Source organism: Paenibacillus lutimineralis (assembly GCF_003991425.1).
In the GTDB taxonomy this organism is placed as follows: domain Bacteria; phylum Bacillota; class Bacilli; order Paenibacillales; family Paenibacillaceae; genus Fontibacillus; species Fontibacillus lutimineralis.
Map to the genome: position 1 here is coordinate 1,038,467 of NZ_CP034346.1, position 16,715 is coordinate 1,055,181.

Here is a 16,715-nt window from a genome sequence, read left to right on the forward strand (position 1 = left end):
GGGCGTGCCTAAATAGGTTACGCCCCTCATTTGCTTATTAGATAATATATTTAAGTAGACTATCAAAATTTTAAGAATTATTATAACTATTCTAGGAATTGCTACAAGGAGAAGAAACCTATAGAAAGGGGTTAATTTATGTGGAAAAAAATGTTTAGAAGTAAATCGAGTATCGATTATAGAAAAAGATTCTTATGTCCAGAATGCGAATGTAACTCTTTATATATAATTCATGACAGTGCATGTGAATGTGAGAATGGTTGTGACGATAGCTTGATAAATATAAATGCTATCTTTAGAGAAGATAATTTTGATGGCTTTTTCTCATCAGATTATATTAGAGAACATTTTTGGATTGACGATAATCAATTGAATGATATGTTAAGCGGAATTATTAAAGATAATAGATATAAATTATTGTCTGATAACGAAAAGCAAAAAATTACAGACTTTTTATTTAAGAGAACAAGTCAAATTGAAGAAAAGCTAGATGATTTAGTTGTTAATTATTTGAATGAAAATAGCCTAAAAGCTGTGCCCCCGGAGATGACTGTTTTTGGGTATCTAATTAACCTCTTAGAAGATATGCACTTTTTCATAAATCTTTGCTGTAAGGACCTAGCATTATTCAATTGTGGTATTATATTTGCACCTATACAGTTCTACTCAGGTAGATTCTTTTATAATAACGCCATTGAACATATTTTTCAGGCAAACGAAAGATTATATGTTATTTTAGGTATACTTTATAACTATAATTTTGATTATGATTTATCTCGCAATAAGTCTTATAAAATAGAAAACTATATTAAAAGCAATACTGAATATAAGAAATCCGATGTGAAAAAAATTCTTGAAAGTCTTAAGAGTAACCAAATGTACGACACAATAAAGTCCATGAGACAAATCAACACACATGATTTATCATATTTCTCTAAAACAATTGAAGACCAAATTAGAAAAGATGCAGTGAAAGCACTGGAGTTCTGGGATAGGGATGGGGATGAAGTAGATTCTGAATTATATTTGCCGCAAATAAGAAACCTTATATTCTGTTTGGAAAAGCATTATGATTTGCTTGATCTGTTGATTTTAAAAATAGGACAAGAAACAAACATAGGTGAATTAAATTCTTTTCCAATGATCGGAAAATTTATGGAGAAGAAATTACAGTCAACTTTAAAGCAATATAACGTTCAAGATATAGAGAAATTAGAAGAATATAAATTAAGGCTGTTTTACAAACTTTCTAATTATGGAGACGTGTTAATTGGTGATATATTTTTTAGATTGAATGAAGTAGTACGTTGCATTTTTGATTATTGTAATATAGAAAATCAGTTTTTTTATCAAATGTGGATTAGTAAGGCAAATCTAAACTTAAATGACTTGATAGACAAGCAATATTTACTTTATAGTGCTCTCTCGAGAATCTACTCCTGCTATGATAAAATATCTCGATATTTAGCAAATCATTATCCTGAATACTCAGATATTAAGTACTTTCAAGATTTTGAAAAAATATCAACAAAGTCTTCAATGGTTAACATAATTAAAGAGGTATTGAACGATAAGCAATATAAACTGCTTAATGAACTGAGGAACGACATCTATCACAATTTACGTGCAGGTGCATTACATGGTGATGAGGGATTAAAATACTATAATAATTATTTGTTCATTATTGTATTTGAGAATACCAAAAAAATATTTGATTTAATCGAATATCTTAGTATTAAAAGTAACCATAAAGTTGGTAGAAACGAACCGTGTCCGTGTGGGAGTAGATTAAAATATAAAAAATGTTGCGGATAGAAAAACAGGAATTTCTCTCACGTTATTTGTTCAATCTCTTTCACTCTGCGGTCACGGAGATTTATTAGGTGTCAGATGATAATTAATCGATACTGAAAACTTCGCGAATACTATCACATCTTTTAGTTGTCTATTATACGCAACCCACACATGTGGAGTCGGTGGCGTTATTGATAAAAAATAATACAGAATGTTGACCCCCTTATAACTACTGGGCTTTAATTGTAGAACAGTATTAGAAATATCGGAGTACAGAGGACTAAAAAGTGCATTGATGTAAAATTGATGTAAAAATTGATCGGAGAACAACCTAAAATAACATAAAGATGACGCCAGGAATTGTTGATCCTTGCGTCATCTTTGTTGTCAGGATGTTTTATTTTTTAGGCTCTTTTCTAAAGTATTCTTGCTTTAAATGGATGCGTCTTTACCCAATCAAAACCCACCGATAAGGGTGTACGATGATATTGTTATCCCCATGACAAGTTGGTAAAGTATGTAGTATCATTAATGTAAGCGATTTCAGTAACGGAGGGAGATATCATCAAACCGGTGTATAGAGCGACATATGTACGTTTTTTTATTTGGAGCAGCATTATGCTCTCCATTCTCATTATACCGTTCTCCCTATTTTTTGCAGATCGGTTTTCTCATTATGCGTATGAGCAGGCGGGAGAATTCAACCAGGAAAAGATCGGCCAAACCGTGGAACGGACGCAATATATGTTAATGAAGCTAAAGCTATATAGCCTGAACATCTATGAAGACCAGAGTATTCAAAATTGGATGTATGCCCAAACCGACGATGAACTGGTCGATGCTGAGGCCCTCCGGGTGTTAACCAAATACTTAGCGAACGAACCGTTTATCGATAGGGCTTATTTGATCAATACCAGACTGGAAAAAGGGATATCCTCCACCATCGGCCTAGCTCGCTTCCCGGAGTTCCCGGATAATGAAATCCTGCTGTATTTGGACGCGAACCGGCCTGAATTTCTACGGTATTTTGACCACCGGACTGGAGATGATTCCTATCTTGCGCTTATCGTTCCTTCAACGCCCGCCCGTAAGGAGTATTACGGTTATCTGGTTGTGCTTTTGGATAAAAAGAAGCTGCAAAAACTCTTTTTGACCGATCATGCCGAAACCGGCAATGGACTGATGATCTTGGATGATTCCGGCAGTTTGATCTTGGGTGATTCGAGCGGGCTGGATTTGGAAAAGTTGAACAATACGCGAAAAAGTACGGACAGCGGTTCCTATGAATTGGTCGATAACGGGGTCAAATGGTTTGTCAATTACACCGCCATGCCTCCACAGAATTGGATGATGTATTCCTTTACCGATTTGAAAAACTTTCAAAGAAAAGCGCAATCGTTCCAGTGGGCGATTGTCATGTGTTCCTTGCTCCTGCTTGCTGTGCTATTCTTGGCGGCATTCTGGCATTCAAAACGGTTCTTCGGTCCGCTGCGACGGCTGGCGGATCAGCTGCAGCGTAAAGTCGGTCTGCAAGCCAAGAACGAATACGGTGTTATCGAGCAGGGAGTTGAGCTTCTCCGTAATCATTTTTCACTCATTAAAGCGGAATATTTACGGCAATGGATTTTACAAGGGAGGCTCTATCAAAGCACCCGGGAAGCGATCTCGCGCGAATCCGAGCTGCTTGCCTTCGATCTCATACGGCTTGTTGTGATAAAAATCGACTCCTACAGTACATTTTCGGAAAAGTACGATTTCAGTTCCCGCAGGCTGATGAAATACGCAATGGGCAACATTGCTGAAGAGCTTCTCCGCGAACCGGGCAGGGTCATTGAATTTGTTGACTTTGGAGGGGACCATATCGTCGTTCTCGTTGGAGAGGCAAACCCGGACGGCGATTTAATCGGCGCTTTGCAGACTGTCAGGAGGGAAGTTGAGAAAAGCACCGGCCTCAACATAACGATAGCGGCGAGCGACGCCCGGCACGTGCACGACGATCTGCGCAAAGTGTACGATGAAATTTCCGATCTGACGATGTTTAAATTTATTAGCGGTGACGACAAAATCTATACCTCGCAAGATTACGAGAGTTATTTGCAGACGCAACGCACCCTTTTGGATGACACCCTGACCGAGCATTTGATCCAATCGGTACGAAGCGGTAATGAGGAGAGAATGCTAAGTATGTTGGAGGAACTGTTTCTCCAGCTGCAGACGATGAAATATTCGGAATGCAAATTTCAGCTGAATCTCCTGTTTTTCACCATCGTCAAATCGTTCAATAAGCTGACATCCATCCAGAGCGTTGAGAGCATTGAAAACCATTTGAAACACTTTTCCACGTTAAGCGAGGTTAGCGATTGGCTGAAAGAAGAGCTTCTGAGGATCATAAACCTGCTTACGAGCAGGAAGGGATTCAGCCGGAAAGATAAAGTCGTTGAAGAGATGGTAGAGTACGTGCACTATCATATTCATGATCCGATGCTTTCAGTCGATGAGATTGCCGAACATGTCTCCTTGTCCAAAAAATACGTGCGTCAATTGTTTGACGAGGTGCGGGGCGTTTCGATATCGAACTATATCTTGAACACGCGTATTGACAAAGTGAAGGAGCTGCTGAGGAACACGGACCTGCCTATCACGGATATTTTCGAACAATCGGGATTCCAGACGAAAAGCCACTTCTTCACGGCGTTTAAGAAAGCGATGGGCATGACCCCAAATCAATACAGACTCAGTTCAAATGAAGCGAATGCATAATCGGAAAGCCGTCTCCGTCCGGGGGCGGTTTTCGGGTTTTTACGAACCGACCGGCAAAATCAGAACCCGCAAATTCGCCCTTTGAGAACCGGATTCGGACTATGAGAACTAGGCGGTTCGCCGGTTCCGGTGTTACAGTGACCGTGTAGAAATGGCTGCGGGTACTGAGATTCCGTAGGTCCATTATTACAACATTTAAGGAAAGGAGGGACAAACCAATGAAATGGCAACGGAGATTCGGGCGGGGAGTGGTGGCTGAGTTTTCAAAAAATCGCTACTTGTATTTGTTAGCGCTTCCGGGCACATTGTTTCTTATCGTGTTTGCGTATATTCCGATGTCCGCGCATCTGCTCGCGTTTAAAGACTTCCGGCTATCGGACGGGTTGTGGGGAAGCAAATGGGTTGGATTTGACAACTTCAGATACTTTTTCTCCGGAAACGACTGGCTTCGCGTAACTTACAATACGCTCTTCCTGAACGGGTTGTTCCTAGTGTTCGGGCTTGGCTTCGCGGTCATGCTTGCTATCTTTTTAAGCGAGGTTATAAGTCCGTTGTTTAAGCGGGTTGCGCAATCATTTGTTTTTTTGCCTTACTTCATCTCATGGATTGTTATAAGCATGATGACGCAAGCCTTATTCAGCACATCGGAAGGGATTATTAACAAGACGCTAAATTCATTAGGATTTGAAGGGGTCGAGTGGTATTTGACTCCAAGTGTCTGGCCAGCTATTCTGACGATCATCTATATATGGAAGTTCGCGGGTTACAATTCGATCATCTTCCTGGCAGGGATAACGGGGATCTCCCCGGAATACTACGAAAGCGCCAAACTTGAAGGTGCAACTCGTTTTCAGCAGATGATCTACATCACTTTGCCGCTGCTCCGTCCCATTATCCTGTTAATGCTGTTGCTCGGTGTTGGCCGCATCTTTTACGGTGATTTCGGTATGATTTACGCAATTGTGGGTGATATCGGAGTTCTCTATCCGACGACGGACGTCATCGATACCTTTGCATATCGCGCTTTACGGCAGTTGGGCAACTTCAGCACTTCTTCGGCCGTTGTTCTTTATCAATCCGTCATGGGACTAATCACCGTAGTTATCTTTAATGCAATTGCCAAGAGAATCGACACAGACTCCAGATTATTCTAAGGTGTGGTTGAATTGCGGGAACGCGCATTTGTTGTCATGATGTACACCGTTTTGGTGATATTTGCTCTTGTTTGCTTTCTTCCGTTTTGGCTTGTCATTATTAACTCATTCGCAACCGAGACTAGCATCCAGACGCAAGGCTATCAGTTTTTTCCTCGTGGCTTCAGTCTGAGTGCATATGAATATTTGTTCTCGGGGAAGCAATTGTTTAGTAGTTACAAAGTGACGTTGTTCGTAACAACCGTCGGAACGTTATTAGCCGTCCTCATCACGGCAACGTATGCTTATACTTTGTCTCATCCTAGAGTTAAATATCGAAATATTCTTTCGTTTCTGACTTACTTTACGATGCTGTTCGGAGCCGGCTTAGTCGGGTTTTACATGCTTATAGCAAATTGGCTGGGTTTGAAGGATTCGATTTGGGCGCTTATTTTGCCTTACCTGCTGAATCCGTTTTATGCTTTCATCCTAGTCTCGTTTTTTCGCACACTACCTTTCGAAATGAATGAAGCGGCTACGGTGGACGGCGCTAATGATCTGGTTATTTTCTTCCGCATCATCTGGCCGATTTCAACTCCTATTATCGCTACGGTCAGCTTGTTTTACGCGCTTAGTTATTGGAACGATTGGTGGTTGTCGCTGCTGTTCGTTGACAATTACAAACTGCATCCGCTGCAAATGATGATTCGCCAGTTGATGTCCAATCTGAATGCAAAGGCGTATGTGGCTGGAAGTGGAACCAATTACAACATCGTTGTACCTACCTTTGGAATGCAGCTCGCGATTGTATGCGTGACGATCGGCCCGATTTTGTTTGTTTATCCGTTCATTCAAAAATATTTTGTCAAAGGCATTACGATTGGAGCTATAAAAGGGTAGTTGCCCGACTATTATTTGATCAGATGGGGGAAAGAGTATGAAGCGTTTTGTTATGCTCTCTATGGTATTTGTATTGGCATTATCCATCTTCGCAGGATGCGCAAAATCGGGTGACGGCGGGAAAGCATCGCAGGAGCCGACAACTTCGTCCCAACTGGCGGATTCGACGCAGCCGACAGCTGACAAGCTGCCGCAAGTGACGCTCAAAATCATGATTCCCGGGGATCGTCCGCCCGATATGGACCTGATCATTGCCGAAGCGGAGAAACGGATGAAAGATACGATAAATGTCAAGCTAGACATCGTTTTTGTACCGTGGTCGGATCTTGCACAAAAAACACAGGTGACGCTGGGATCCGGCGAAAACATCGACTTGATCTTTGACGCGCCTTGGCTGCATATCAACCAAATGATTTCCAACGGCTACTACGAACCGCTGGACGACCTGCTGGCCCAATACGGGAAGACCGTACTGGAGAAACGGCCGCAACAAATGTGGGACGCTAACAAATACGGCGGCAAAATCATGGCTGTCCCGCTCGGTGTAAGCTACATGTCCGGGAACTCGTACATGATTCGCAAAGATATCCGCGAGAAGCTGGGGATCGAGCCGATCAAAACGTATGACGACATGATCAAGTTCGCTTATGCGGTCAAGGAGAAAGAAAAAGGGCTGGTGCCGATGACGGCCGCAGGTTCCACGGCCCAACAGCAGTATTCGCTTGTTAATTTCCGGTCGTTGAATGATTATCAAACCCATATAAGAGCAACACATGCTCTTGGCAACTCCCTCACGCTCTATTACAAAGACAATGATGGTAAAGTGTACAACTTGTTCGAAGATAAAGATCAAGTTTTGACTTGGTTGAATGATGCCCGTAAATATTATACAGACGGGTTGATTTACAAAGATATTCTTTCGGCCAAAGATTTCCACCAGTTGTTCAAGAGCGGCAAAGCGGCCATTACGCCTAACGGCTCCTTCGGACTTGGTGATGACTTCATCAATTCGTTGAAGCAAAATGCTCCGGGCGCGGAAGTAGAGATGGTAACCTTCTTTGACAGTACAAAGGGCGCCAACTACGCCAATTTTAAACAATGGAACTTCCTTGCCGTTCCGAAAGTAAGTAAGAATAAGGAACGCGCGGTTATGTTCATGAACTGGGCGAACGAGAAGGATAACTACGACCTGCTTTCCTATGGCATCAAAGGCAAGCATTGGGAAGAAGTTGGGCAAGACAAAATGAAACTTTTGGACACCACCAATTATTGGGGATTCGGCTATGTATGGGTTTGGAACCCGGTTGATGAGCGTTCCGAGGCTGACGGCGACCCTACTACCCATGCGCTGGATATGATTTTGCGGGATGCGGACAGCTTCACGACGGATATTCTGACCGGTTTCGAATTTGACACTTCAGCCATTCAGAATGACATCAGCCAGTACAACACGATCGAGGCAAAATACTATCCCGCCATGTTCAACGGTGTGGTTGACCCGGCCACTACAATGAAGAAATTCGAAGGTGAGGCAGGTCCCGCACTGAAGAAAATCCAAAACGAGCTGCAAAAACAGATCGATGCCTTCCTAGCTATGAAGAAATAAATCGCTTTTGGTCCAGTCCGATTTGTAAGCGGTTGTGAACAAGAGTCCGAAGTCGGAGGCAAATGATGGAGCTATCCCAAAAGGTCTATCAAATAGGCTAGAGGGATAGCTCTTGTTTGGCTCACCCATACCGTTACGAGATAGACTTTTTTGGTTATACCATAACGAATTGCTTCAAAGCAGGTCCCGAACTTGCGGAAGCAGGAGGTTACGTATGAGTAAGATTACATGGGATAATAAATCTTATCTGCTGGGCGGAGAAAGGAAATTTCTGGTATCTGGAGAATTTCACTATTTTCGCGTCCCGAAGGAGGATTGGGAAAAACGATTGATTCTGCTTAAAGAAGCTGGGGGGAATTGTGTTGCCACTTACGTTCCCTGGATTTTACATGAACCGGTAGAAGGGGATATCCGGTTTGGAGATATTCCGCAAAGAGATTTGGAGGATTTCCTTCAGCTGTGCAAAAAGCTGGATCTGCTGGTTGTCTGCAGACCAGGGCCTTATCAATATTCCGAACTGAAGTATGACGGGCTTCCGGGATGGTTGTGTGAGAACTATCAGGAAATTCTTGCCCGTGATATTCATGGTAACATATTCCGCGGTTCGTCTGTTAGCTATCTTCATCCTGTATTTTTAGAAAAAGTAAAAAAGTGGTTTGATGTGGTTAATCCTATTCTTGCAAAGTACATGGTTGCCAAAGAAGGCCCGGTCGCCATGGTACAAATTGATAATGAACTGATGGGAATCCACGAGTGGTATGGCGGATTTGATTACAATCGGGACACGATGGGTTTTGGCACTGAAAGCGGGCGCTATCCCGTTTTTCTTAAAAACAGGTACTCAAATGTCGAAAGCCTGAATTTGGCCTATGGTACCTCTTACGGACAATTCAATGAGGTTTATCCGTTGAAGGACGGGAACGCGAAGAAAAGCAATGAAACGCGAAGAATAAAGGATTATCAGGATTTTTACTTCCAAACGATATCCGAATATATTTATCTTCTTTACAAATGGATGAGAGAGGCGGGCATAGACTGCCAGATCGTTCATAATTCGGCGAACCCGTATATGAATTCGTATTTTCTTGAAGCAGTCAAGCTGATGGGCAAGGATTTCTTATTGGGCTCGGACCATTATTATAATCTAAACCAGGACTGGAATCAGAACAATCCCACCCCTCAATATGCCATCAATGTCTATTATTCGAATGAAATGCTTAGGCTGATGGGTTACCCTCCAACCATTTTTGAACTTCCGGGGGGGAGCTTATCTGATTGGCCGCCCATCACGAAAGAAGATTTACTGTGCTGTTACATGACCAACATGGCGCTCGGAATGAAAGGATCGAATTATTATATCTTTACCGGCGGACCGAATCCGGAAGGGGCATCCCATCACGGAGATTTGTATGACTACAATGCTTCAATCGGCGCATTAGGTGATATCCGGCCTACTTACGAATCACAAATGATATTCGGAAAGTTTCTGGAGGAAAACGCATGGTTAGCCGGCTCTGATCATATGGCTGATTTCCATATCGGACTTGATTGGGAGCAAAGCAGAAGCAGTCATTACTGGAACGGCAAGAGAGGCATGGGCTTCAGCAATTCTGATGCATGGAAATTTCTGCGCAAGGGTTTGATGACGACTGCGTTCTGCGCTTCCTATTCATGCAATCTATCGGATTTATCTAATCCGATTGTAATGGAGGAGCTGGACAAACCTTTGGTCGTTGCAACTTCTGCCTGTATGTCGGAAATGATTCAAAACAATCTCGTGGAATTTGTTAAGCGAGGTGGCAAGCTTATTCTTTCACCAGTTATCCCGCAGTTGGATGAGAATTTCAACCCATGTACCATTCTTAGTGATTACCTTATGGCAGGTGGAAGCGGGCGGTTTGAAAAAACCTCTCCTGTTATCTCTGTCGGGGATGTACACAATATCCTGATGACCGGCTCTCTGTGGGTCAATGAATCAAGACCGTCCGAAGCGCAGGGTATTGCTTTTGAAGAGACCAGCGGTACAGAAATCGGTTGGAAGGCCGATTTCGTCGGAGGTGGAAAAGTCATATGGCTAGGCTTTCAATGGAGCCACGCCAAACATGAGCATTCTGATATGCTCCGATGCTTACTTGCGAAACTCGAATGTGACAAATCCATGATCCGGTGCAGCAATCCCAATGTTTGGACTTCGATTAGAAGCAATGGCGAAAAACATATGCTTTTTGTTATGAATTTGCTCTCGGCCAAAATGACAGCAAACATAGAAGTAAGTCGTAAGGGAAAAGATGATATTCGATTGGCTGATATAGTGCTGAACCCTATGGAAGTTAAGTATTTTGAAATCGAAGGGGAAATCGAACTGTAGAGCTGGAAGTAGCTCAGGTGACGCCTCCGCGAGCTTACATTCAATGACATATAGCTGATTGCTGTAGTACGCCTGTCCTTGACCGGCGAAATTGCCAAGCCGCCCTTCGGTCTCCGGAGGTGCGGCCTTCAGCGCTTGCAGATAAATAATCTTCTCCACCGATTCGATGTTGGCCAGACTATTCATGGGTTTCAAGTTTTTGTGAAGCTTGATAATAACATCAATGACCTTTCAAACGGCGATATTCTGTAGGGGAATAGCCGTACCATTTGCGAAACTGCAGCCAGAAGGATAGCGGGGAATGGACTTCAAGTTGAAGCTTTAAAGGAGATCGCAAACTCTTCCCGAGTTAACCAGGTAGCAAGAGAGAAAGCCGAATCACTGCTTCGTTCTATGCAATAGATCAGGGGAGATCAATGATCTCATTGAGCCGTCGTATTTTTTCACCATTTTTATGACATAAGAATCAATAAGGAGTATGGTGCTCATGGACAAGCAGCCGGATTAAGAAGTGGTCTAGCGACCTCAATTGGTTATTTAACTATTCATCAGCAAAAGGTATGGGGAGAGTTGATTCTTTTGGTTGTAAATATGAAGAAGAGTTAAATGTACGTATGATTCTCGGACACCAGAAGAAACAGCTGGGCTCGCCACACTGGCAGCGATAGGATCAAGGATTGATGTAAAATTGATGTAAAATTGATGTAAAACATCAACAAAAACAATCGGAATGAAGCCTACCATAACAGAAGCTGATTAATGAAAAGCCTGCCAAATGAAGGTTTCAGCGGAGTGTTACAGATCACAACTCAGGATAATATGTTCCCGCATACGGTACATGTAGAGTCGGTTGCTTTGTTAGTGTAAAATGACAAGTAAAATGGAGATCTATTGAAGAAAATAGTAAAGAGGGGGCGAGGTTTTTGATATGACAGATAATTTTTGGCGTGATTTACCACGACCTTTTTTTATACTAGCGCCTATGGAAGATGTGACGGATGTTGTTTTTCGCCATGTCGTAAGTGAAGCAGCCAGACCGGATGTGTTTTTTACGGAGTTTGCGAATACAGAGAGTTATTGTCACCCGGAGGGGAATCATAGTGTGCGCGGGCGTTTGACTTTTACAGAGGATGAACAGCCCATTGTAGCTCATATCTGGGGAGATAAGCCGGAATACTTTCGTCAAATGAGCATCGGTATGGCGAAAGAAGGTTTCAAAGGCATCGATATTAATATGGGGTGTCCTGTAGCGAACGTAGCAGAGAATGGGAAGGGAAGCGGCCTGATCTGCCGTCCAGAAATTGCAGCGGATATCATCCAGGCCGCAAAAGCTGGGGGACTGCCCGTTAGTGTAAAAACAAGGTTAGGTTTTAGTGCCTTAGACGAATGGCGCGACTGGTTAACTCATATTTTGAAACAAGACATTGTTAATCTGTCCATTCATCTGCGGACAAGAGAGGAAATGAGCAAAGTAGATGCTCATTGGGAACTGATTCCGGAGATTAAGAAGCTTCGTGATGAGGTGGCACCAGATACACTTCTGACCATTAACGGGGATATTCCTGACCGTCAGACCGGCTTGCAGCTCGCTGAGCAATACGGTGTGGATGGTATTATGATTGGGCGCGGTATTTTTCATAATCCATTTGCTTTTGAGAAGGAACCGAAGGATCACAGTAGTAGGGAATTGCTTGATTTGCTACGGCTGCACCTGGATCTCCATGATCAATATTCAGCACAGGAGCCACGTTCATTCAAACCACTTCCTCGATTCTTTAAAATATATGTTCGAGGATTTCGAGGGGCAAGTGAATTAAGAAATAACTTAATGAATGCAAAGTCAACAAATGAAGTGCGTACGTTGCTCAATGAATTTGGAGACCAGGAGCATGATGAGTCGGAGGAATTCGGGAACTAAGTTGCCAGGTTTGGAGAAATAATGGACAATTGCGGTATTTGAAAACAAAGTTGTTTAAAGAGAAATGGAAAATAGAGCTTCCTAGAAGTAGATTATTCTACTTTTAGAGAAGCTCCTTTTTTTAAAAATTCTCGACGCTTTTATGTCATATGACAAATTGATGACAACTGACACTATTCAATAGGAGAAATGGTCTGATAATCTTTAAAATAAGGCTTTATATGCCTCCAATCCGCTAATGTGCTTAAAAATCCAATCTGGTACCGTAGTAGGATTCCGCACCATTGGGCAGATGACCTTGCTGTAAACAAAAATTTCGGAAAATGGAGGAGAAATGTACATATGAAACGAAAACGCAGTATAAACAAATCTGTGCTGACGTTCTGTCTAGTGGTTATGCTCATTTTGCAAGCAGTAACATTTTCTGCATATGCGGAGAGCGCGCCGGTCGATCCTGAGCCGGTAATAATCAGCGAGGCCGACTCGCCTACCGCGACAGAACTGCCGGTAACTGAATCCCTCCAGCTGATACCTGCGTACAGCATCACAATGATGTCTAACAGCAACGCTTCCGAAAACGGCTGGATTAATCTGGCTGGGAATGTAGAAGGGGCAATTGAATGGCAGGTGAACATCGATGCCATGGACGACATTTCGCTGCCGCTCGCAGGTTTGAAGTTTTACGACGCGCTCGATTCAGTTGAGATAGGCACTTATGTGGAAGGATCCTTCAAGGTAAACGGTGTGGCGGCAACGCCAGATAGCGACACCACGAATGTGCTGGCCTACACCTTTCCTTCAGGCTTCGGCGACAAGGCGACGATTACCTTCAAGACGTGGATTCCTAAAGCGAAATATTACCGTGAGTATAATGTCGGTGAGAGTGGGTGGCAGACAGTCACAAATGCTGCGGAGCTGAGGGACGCATCGGATAATAAGCTACTTTCCTCGAATTCATGGCGCGTCGCCATAAAGCTCGACTGGATTCAGAAGTACGGCACGCTGGACAAAGGGGCGAATCCTGCAGACCCACTTACTATTACATGGACGATTGACGTCAATAAGAATTATAACAAACAAGGCCTTAAGGACTTTACCATCACCGATGCCCTGCAGGCCGGACTTACTTTCAAATCTGCCGCCTATCAACTATGGGACAGCGGTACAAGGGACTGGTCCGTAACAAAAACGCCGATTACCCCCGACGCAAACAATGTGTACGCTTTTGGAGAGGTAAACGGCCCAATCCGGCTGGTCATTTTATCTGAAGTTTCTGGGAGTACAACCAGCTTTACCAATAAGGCCATCACCCATTGGAAGCTGGATGTTATACTGAACAGGACAATGGCAATGCTACCGTGTGGGACACTGCCACCGTTACCAATCAATCGCCTCCTGTTATCCAAGCATTCCAAATCAACAACGGGGACGCATTTACTTCCTCACGCAATGTCATTCTGAATGTGGTCATCGGCCAAGATGAAGCAAGTGCGCCTGTACAGGTCGGTATTTCGAATAATGAAAACGGTCCATTTGATACTTGGTATGATGTCCAAAGCCCTATCCCTTGGTCGCTGTCTGCTATGGATGGATACAAAACCGTATATGCACTGTTCCGTGGTGCAGCAGGTAATATGACGGATAAAAAATCCGATAGTATCATACTCGATACCACTCCTCCTGTAGTATCAGGAGTTGTGAATGGCGGGAAGTATGAAGGCGATGTAACCCCGACGTTTATGGATGCAACGCCAACGACGGCCATATTGAATGGATTCCCCTTTACTAGCGGTACGACGATTACCCAGGAGGGTCACTATATATTAATCGTCACAGATGCAGCCGGTAACTTGACCACTATCCAGTTTGCCATCGATAAAACACCGTTTGCAGGAACGGTTCAAATCAATCGAGGTTCGGGCTATACCAACGACACCAACGTAACGTTGAATTTGACCGTGTCGGAATTGAGCGGTGTAAGAATGGCCTTCTCCAATGATGGCGTAACTTGGTCGCCATTGGAACCCTATTCAGCGACTAAGCAGTGGCATCTAAGCAGCGGTGAAGGCAACAAGACGGTGCATGTAAAGTTCTTGGATGATAAGGACAACGAGGACATTCAAACAGCCAACGTTGTTTTGGATCAAACGAAGCCTACTGGAACCTTCCAAATCAACAATGGAGCAGTATTCACCAAATCGAGAATCGTTGAACTGGATACGATCTACTCCGATAATCTTATTCCTGTAGAGATGAGTATTTCCTCTGACAATCTGATCTGGTCGTTTTGGGAAGCAGCACAAAGTAAACGGACGGTTACGCTTTCTGCAGGGGATGGTGTGAAAACCGTCTACATGAAATTGCGGGATTTGGCAGGAAATGAACAAGCCGTGGGCAGCGCTACAATCCATTTAGATACGATGCCACCTATTATTGATCTTCGCATCAACAACGGGGAATCGGTTACAACATCACGTCAGGTGATGTTACACATGTTTGCCAGCGATGCAAGCCTTCCTCTGGAGTATCGCCTAGCCAATGAAGACGAGAATTGGACGAGCTGGGGACCGATCCCTAGACCGAATTGGGAGCTGACAACAGGAGATGGGGTAAAAACCGTCAAGCTGGAGGTGCGTGATCCAGCGGGCAACGTCGCTGGAATTTCAAAAAACGATTACACTGAATTCAGCGGAACCGGTCGTTACTGGAGTGGTAGATGGAGGTATTTACAACAGCGATGTTGTGATTTCCTTCAACAAGGGAACTGCTACCCTGAATGGTGCACCCTTTGCCAATAACACGACTGTCTCGCAGGAAGGTCTTCATAAGCTGATCGTGACCTATATCGCTGGTATCGAGACTGTAGTCAATTTCACCATTGATAAAACGGCCCCTAGCGGCAGCTTCACGATTAACAATGGAGCAGCGACCACCAACTCTACGCGAGTCAACCTGTCCATCACGGCTACTGACAACCTGGGTCAAATCCAGATGCGGTTAGCCAATGAAAATGATGCTTGGAGTAACTGGCAGGCGTATACCCCAGCGCTTACCTGGACGTTGCCAAATGGAAACGATCCGAAAAGGGTATTGCTGGAGCTACGGGATGAAGCGGGCAATATCGGGATAGCTTCTGCTTCAATCACGCTCTTTATGGAAGCGCCAGTCGTTTCAGTACCTGACTCTCCTATTATAGAATCGCGGCCAACGCCAAAACCTCCAGAAAAGCCCGATCAACCGATTGAAGAGGAAAAGGATTCTGAGGAGCCAGGTGCAGAAGTCATAACATTTACCGATATCTTAGGGCACTGGGCGGAAAGTTACATTAAGAGAGCTGTTTCATTCGGTATAATTAACGGTAATACGGATGGAACGTTTAAACCGGATGCTGCCATAACTCGTGCAGAATTTACGGTCATGCTGATGAGAATGTTAAAGCCGGAAGGACAAGTGGCGGAACTTTCCTTCGTTGATGAGTCTATTATTGGTTCTTGGGCGAAAAAAGAAATTGCTTATGCGGTGAAAGCGAAGATTGTCTCCGGTTACTCGGATGGTTATTTTCGGCCCAATGCGGCAATTTCTCGTACTGAGATGATTGTCATGATTGCCGGAGCACTCGAGCTCCCTATTGATAAAGATGCTAAAACTACTGATTCTAACATTCCTCAGTGGGCCAAGGGAGCAGTAGAAGCTTTACGCAGGTCAGGCTTGCTGACAGAACTTAGCGGCAATCCGTTTATTCCTGACGCATCAGTTACCCGCGCAGAGGCTGTAAAAATGATCATAGAAGTGATGCAAACAGAAGTGCGCTGAGAAGACGGGGGCTTGTCGCCCCCGTCTTACTCGATTATATGCTGACTTTTTTGTGTTGACATTTCTTGCAAACTGTCAGTTTAGTACCGTTTTCCGTAAGAAGCGTGTAAAGTAATTTGATTCTTGTAGACTTACAAACAGGGCATGTTCCTCTACCTCTTGAAGGTAATTTCCATAGCGCTTTTCCTCTATAATTTTTTGACATATAATTAATCTCCTTCTATATATTTATCTGTGCTTTTAAGTTTATGTGGTTCATTTTTATAATAGACTTACTACTTCACCCAAAAGTACTGCTAGCAAAACTACTAAACAAAAATTGTTGTGCAAGTATGAAGATTGAATACTCCATTTGAAAACCAAGTTGTTTAAAAGGAAAAAATAGAGCTTCTTAGAAGTAGATTATTTCTACTTCTAGGAAGC

At 43.4% G+C, this 16,715-nt stretch carries 10 protein-coding genes; all 10 read left to right on the forward strand.

All coding sequences use genetic code 11. From position 1 onward, the window contains the following. Positions 1 to 138 precede the first annotated feature (138 nt). The 10 genes from EI981_RS29365 to EI981_RS04485 all read left to right on the forward strand — a co-directional run bounded on the left by EI981_RS29365 (position 139) and on the right by EI981_RS04485 (position 16,292). Positions 139 to 1,815, forward strand: a complete 1,677-nt coding sequence (locus tag EI981_RS29365) for a YecA family protein (RefSeq protein ID WP_227011688.1) — start codon at positions 139 to 141, stop codon at positions 1,813 to 1,815. A gap of 552 nt (positions 1,816 to 2,367) precedes the next feature. After that, entirely contained in the window at positions 2,368 to 4,554 is a 2,187-nt protein-coding gene (locus EI981_RS04450; RefSeq protein ID WP_126995813.1) for a helix-turn-helix domain-containing protein, read from the forward strand. A 218-nt stretch (positions 4,555 to 4,772) separates the two neighbouring features. After that, a complete protein-coding gene (locus EI981_RS04455) occupies positions 4,773 to 5,708 on the forward strand; it encodes an ABC transporter permease (protein WP_126995815.1) in 936 nt (311 codons plus the stop codon). 3 nt (positions 5,709 to 5,711) lie between these two features. After that, complete coding sequence (locus EI981_RS04460; protein WP_227011689.1) at positions 5,712 to 6,587, forward strand: carbohydrate ABC transporter permease; 876 nt, start codon at positions 5,712 to 5,714, stop codon at positions 6,585 to 6,587. Positions 6,588 to 6,624: 37 nt separating this feature from the next. Then, entirely contained in the window at positions 6,625 to 8,193 is a 1,569-nt protein-coding gene (locus tag EI981_RS04465; RefSeq protein ID WP_126995819.1) for an ABC transporter substrate-binding protein, read from the forward strand. A 214-nt stretch (positions 8,194 to 8,407) separates the two neighbouring features. Beyond that, positions 8,408 to 10,561, forward strand: coding sequence for a beta-galactosidase (locus EI981_RS04470; protein WP_126995821.1), 2,154 nt, complete (start codon positions 8,408 to 8,410; stop codon positions 10,559 to 10,561). 928 nt (positions 10,562 to 11,489) lie between these two features. Next, positions 11,490 to 12,479, forward strand: coding sequence for a tRNA dihydrouridine synthase (locus tag EI981_RS04475; protein WP_126995824.1), 990 nt, complete (start codon positions 11,490 to 11,492; stop codon positions 12,477 to 12,479). A 552-nt stretch (positions 12,480 to 13,031) separates the two neighbouring features. Continuing rightward, positions 13,032 to 13,940 carry a hypothetical protein gene (locus EI981_RS28935; RefSeq protein WP_227011690.1) on the forward strand — a complete coding sequence of 303 codons (909 nt, stop codon included), beginning with the start codon at positions 13,032 to 13,034 and terminating at the stop codon, positions 13,938 to 13,940. Continuing rightward, positions 13,838 to 15,277: a hypothetical protein gene (locus EI981_RS04480; protein WP_162616080.1), complete on the forward strand. Its 1,440-nt coding sequence runs from the start codon at positions 13,838 to 13,840 to the stop codon at positions 15,275 to 15,277. Before EI981_RS28935 ends, EI981_RS04480 begins: the two co-directional genes overlap by 103 nt. After that, positions 15,222 to 16,292 (forward strand): S-layer homology domain-containing protein, encoded by a 1,071-nt coding sequence (locus EI981_RS04485; RefSeq protein ID WP_162616081.1) that lies wholly within the window; start codon positions 15,222 to 15,224, stop codon positions 16,290 to 16,292. Before EI981_RS04480 ends, EI981_RS04485 begins: the two co-directional genes overlap by 56 nt. Positions 16,293 to 16,715 lie beyond the last annotated feature (423 nt).